Annotated in this window: 3 protein-coding genes and 1 tRNA gene; all 4 read left to right on the forward strand. The window is 39.0% G+C overall.

Annotated elements, in window-relative coordinates; all coding sequences use genetic code 11:
• Positions 1–59 precede the first annotated feature (59 nt).
• A tRNA-Leu gene (locus AB4Z45_RS32710) sits at positions 60–139 on the forward strand.
• A gap of 781 nt (positions 140–920) precedes the next feature.
• Entirely contained in the window at positions 921–1,838 is a 918-nt protein-coding gene (locus tag AB4Z45_RS32715) for a helix-turn-helix transcriptional regulator (RefSeq protein ID WP_441913808.1), read from the forward strand.
• An 81-nt stretch (positions 1,839–1,919) separates the two neighbouring features.
• Positions 1,920–2,435 carry a DinB family protein gene (locus AB4Z45_RS32720; protein WP_441913809.1) on the forward strand — a complete coding sequence of 172 codons (516 nt, stop codon included), beginning with the start codon at positions 1,920–1,922 and terminating at the stop codon, positions 2,433–2,435.
• A gap of 261 nt (positions 2,436–2,696) precedes the next feature.
• The gene (locus tag AB4Z45_RS32725) at positions 2,697–3,266 is read left to right on the forward strand and encodes a YdeI/OmpD-associated family protein (RefSeq protein ID WP_441913810.1); all 570 of its coding nucleotides are present in this window, start codon (positions 2,697–2,699) and stop codon (positions 3,264–3,266) included.
• Positions 3,267–4,117 lie beyond the last annotated feature (851 nt).

Consider the following 4,117-nt stretch of genomic DNA (forward strand, 5'->3'; position numbering starts at 1 on the left):
TAATCAGGGTGTCGTAGGTTCGAATCCTACATGACTCACCATTTTTTAATCTCGGATGCGCGCGTATGGCGGAATTGGCAGACGCACTAGACTTAGGATCTAGCGGGCAACCGTGGGGGTTCAAGTCCCTCTACGCGCATCATAGTACGGCAAAGAAGTCTTGCTTAGCAAGGCTTCTTTTGTTGTTTAAAAGTAGGAAATGATACTCAAATGAGATGTTTTTGAGTAATATTGATCAAATTGGTAATCTCATATTGGTAAAACAAAATAAAGGCTACATTGTTATCACTGCGATTACGTAAAAAATTCCTCTACGCCTCCCCCAAGCTTTTTAACCCTCTGCAGACAAGTATTATCATTCTAATATCTGGAATCTAAGAAGAGACGAAGGTACGGGATGTTAAGAGCCAAATAGACACGCCTTAAAAAAGAAGAGGGCTGCTCTATAATTGTACTGTGATTCGACTGCAAGTGAACTCATTGAAAAGGCGAACGCTTAGACAGCTGTTTGTCTAGGTATTACTAATATGTCAGATCGTAATGTTGCGGAAATTCATTCAATAATATAGGGTAGATGTTCGAATGAATGCTAGTAGCTTTTTTTGACTATAACACTATTTAAAATGTGCTAGTCTCGGTGCCTCTGGCGCACACACGACCAGCTAGACATCGGTGCGTTTACAGTAGTGATGTTTGTTCTTCAAGAGAACTCCTTCCATTATGACTGCACGTCTAGGTTCGATAGGAGATGCTTTCTAACGTGGGTTCTACGGTTTTATGCCAATCTAAATACCCCGATCGTTCAATCCAATTCATGTATCTACGATACATCAAGCAGGTTATCCCTAAAAATTAGTAATAAAAAATCTGTGATATAATATTAAGCATAATACGATATCGATTAACGGGCGGGGATAAATATGAAATTGGAGCGATTGATCTCCATAATCTACAAGCTCCTGAATAACGAAGTTTTGTCTGCTTCTATGCTGGCTGAAGAGTATCAAGTTTCCCAAAGAACTATTTATCGGGATATCGATGTGATCTGCGCTGCGGGCTTCCCTGTCATATCGTATCAGGGAATGAATGGCGGATACGGCATAATGGACGGATACAAAATGGATAAAAGTTTACTCGGTTCTTACGATGTGGATTCCCTGATCACCGTGCTCAGCAGCCTCTCCAGCGTGTTTAAAGATGAGCGTGCTCAGGGTACCATTGAACGACTACAAACAATCGGACCCGAGCAACAGATCCCCACTGTATCTGTCGACTTAGAAACCCGCCGGTCAGGGCCGGACGCGCTTCAACATTTACGTACGGGCATTACGGAGCGAAAAATCGTCCGTTTTGATTATATTAATGCAAATAATGATCGTACTTCCCGTGATATGGAACCCATACAGCTTCATTTCAAATATGGCAATTGGTACGTTTATGGCTTTTGTCGAACGCGTTGTGACTATCGGGAGTTCCGATTATCACGAATAATGAACTTAGTGTTGACGCAGGAAGACTTTCAGCAGCATCACTTAGTGTCGAAAGAGCTTACTTTCACAAACAAGGAATGGTGCGATCTTTTGAAAGATGTTGTGATTCAAGTGGGACCGGAGGCTTTAGCGATAGCTATGGATCAGTTTCACCAAGCGGATATGCAATTTCATGCCGATGGAAATGCAACGATACGAATTCCAGTTTATAAACCACTAGAAGCAAGATGGCTATGGTCCATTCTTCTGAGCTTTGGCAGTGGCGCCGAGGTGCTCGAACCTTATGCACTGCGAAGGATTTTAAAAGAACAGCTTCAAAATACACTCAAACTTTATGAAGAAGTATGACAGTCTGTTGTCATACTTCTTTTATTATTATAACTACAGAACCAAAATCAATTTATTAGAAATCAAAAGGAGAATTAACAAATGTCCAATTATCCAGTAGAAATGTTTCAATACCACACATGGGCCAACCAAACGATCATGGGGAGAATCAAAGAACTCCCGGCCTCTGTGCTAAGTCAAGAAGTAAACAGCTCATTTCCTACCCTTGCCCATGCCCTTAGTCATATCTATGCAGTGGATACGATGTGGTACAAGGTTTTAACAGGCACTGGTATGCGAGAGGCATTTCAAGAATGTATGTCGCTAAATGTGAGTATCCTGCATTCTGTAGATGAATACGAAAAAAACTTCGCGCAGTTATCGGAACAATACAGAGAATGGTTCCAAAGCGAAGCTGATTTGGAGCAAACCGTTTTGCTTGATAACCCATTTGCCGGAATTCGCCAAACACGCTTATCGGAAATTGTACTGCAAGTGGCCAATCATGGGACCTACCACAGAGGAAATATATCTACAATGCTGCGTCAACTAGGCCACGTATCCGTCATGAACGACTATGCATTTTTTTGGTATCAGGAAGCTGCGGAATCCGTTTAATCACTGGAACATTGTTTTGAAAATTTGGTGAGTACAATGGATATTGTTTCGAATTAAATCAAATTATACTAAAAAGGTCGATACTTCTAAAAATAGGAGAGTCGACTTTTTTACTTCGATTTTATGGAAGAAATAAGTCACCATTGCTTGTTGAGATAAGTATCATTTTACCCTTAGATAGTATCAAGTTCGACTTGGGTCATAGGTTGTATACTGAATTTAATTTCACACTATAAATTAGAAGGAGCTTGAATTTTATCTATGGAAATTGAAAATCTAATTACAGTAAAATCGAGAGAAGATTTGAGGATTTGGCTGCAGGAAAATGGAAATATTAAAAAATCTTGCTGGGTAGCAGTTAGCATGACGCCAAACCCAGATACGCTGCTGTATTTGGACGCAGTCGAAGAATCTTTGTGCTTTGGATGGATAGATGGAGTGAAAAAGAAAATAGCCGAAGCTCAAATGGCGCAGAGACTATCGCCTAGAAGCAAAAAGAGTTCATGGACTGAATTGAATAAAGAACGTGTCCGCCGCCTTGAAAAGTTGGGGTTAATGAGAGATGAAGGAAGAAAGGTACTTCCCGATATGGATTACGATTCTTTTAAAATAGATAAGGATATAGAGCAAAGGCTCAAAGAGGAGAGACAGGTATTTGAGAATTTTTTGGCATTTCCAGCTCTTTATAAAAGAGTTCGGATCGACACGATACAAAGTAATAAAAACCAGCCGGAATTATTTAATAGTAGATTAGACAAATTCATTGCAAACACTAAGGATAATAAAATGTACGGTCAATGGCATGATAATGGACGCCTCCTAGATTATTAAGATACGCTATTTTGTAGCGAGACATGTTTGTTGTGGTGGTGATATAAGCACGCCGAAATAGGCTATCTGTAATTAGTGGGAGTAGTTTTCTACTATACTAATTTTGATTTGTTTCAAATTGAAACCCTATCCTTTCATAGGCGTGATAGGTTCATTTTATTTCCTACACATACGAATAGGTCGGGGAGATGCTTATGCTGGATAGTTCAGCAACTATTGTGAATGTTGAAAACGGATCGTCTTGGCCTAGAATAGAATGAACATTCGTGGAGGATGCAAAGCAAGGATTAATTCTGATTGTAAATAAAGAACAGGTTACGTAGGTGATCTTAATAGATAAAGAGGAACTACTAATGGCTTTTTAAATTTAAGGACTTTGCACAGTTATAATTCATTTTAAAAAGCAATCGTATTTGAAATCCATTTGTTAATTACACATAGTTAACTAGGCTAACATTGAGCTCGAAAATAAATAACTAATAATATGTTTGTTCATTTATATTAACGAAATTAAATATTAAAACGCTTAGATGTAGTGTTTTACAGGCGTTATAGACGTATTAAATGGCATTTATATAGTGAAATCATAAATATAATAAAATAATTTCAAAAAAGACTTGCAATCATATATGCATGCATGGTATATTCTAATTCCGGCCGAGAGATACACGCGGACGGCGAGAGAAACAAACGAAATAAAAGATTGCTCTTTGAAAACTGAACAACGAGTAATAACTGCCTTGCAAATCCTTCGGGATGAGCAAATATAGCGATAAAAGTTATGAGCAAGTCAAACACCAATTTGGAGAGTTTGATCCTGGCTCAGGACGAACGCTGGCGGCGTGCCTAAT

Origin of the sequence: Paenibacillus sp. MCAF9 (genome assembly GCF_052114265.1) — a bacterium.
In the GTDB taxonomy this organism is placed as follows: Bacteria; Bacillota; Bacilli; order Paenibacillales; family Paenibacillaceae; genus Pristimantibacillus.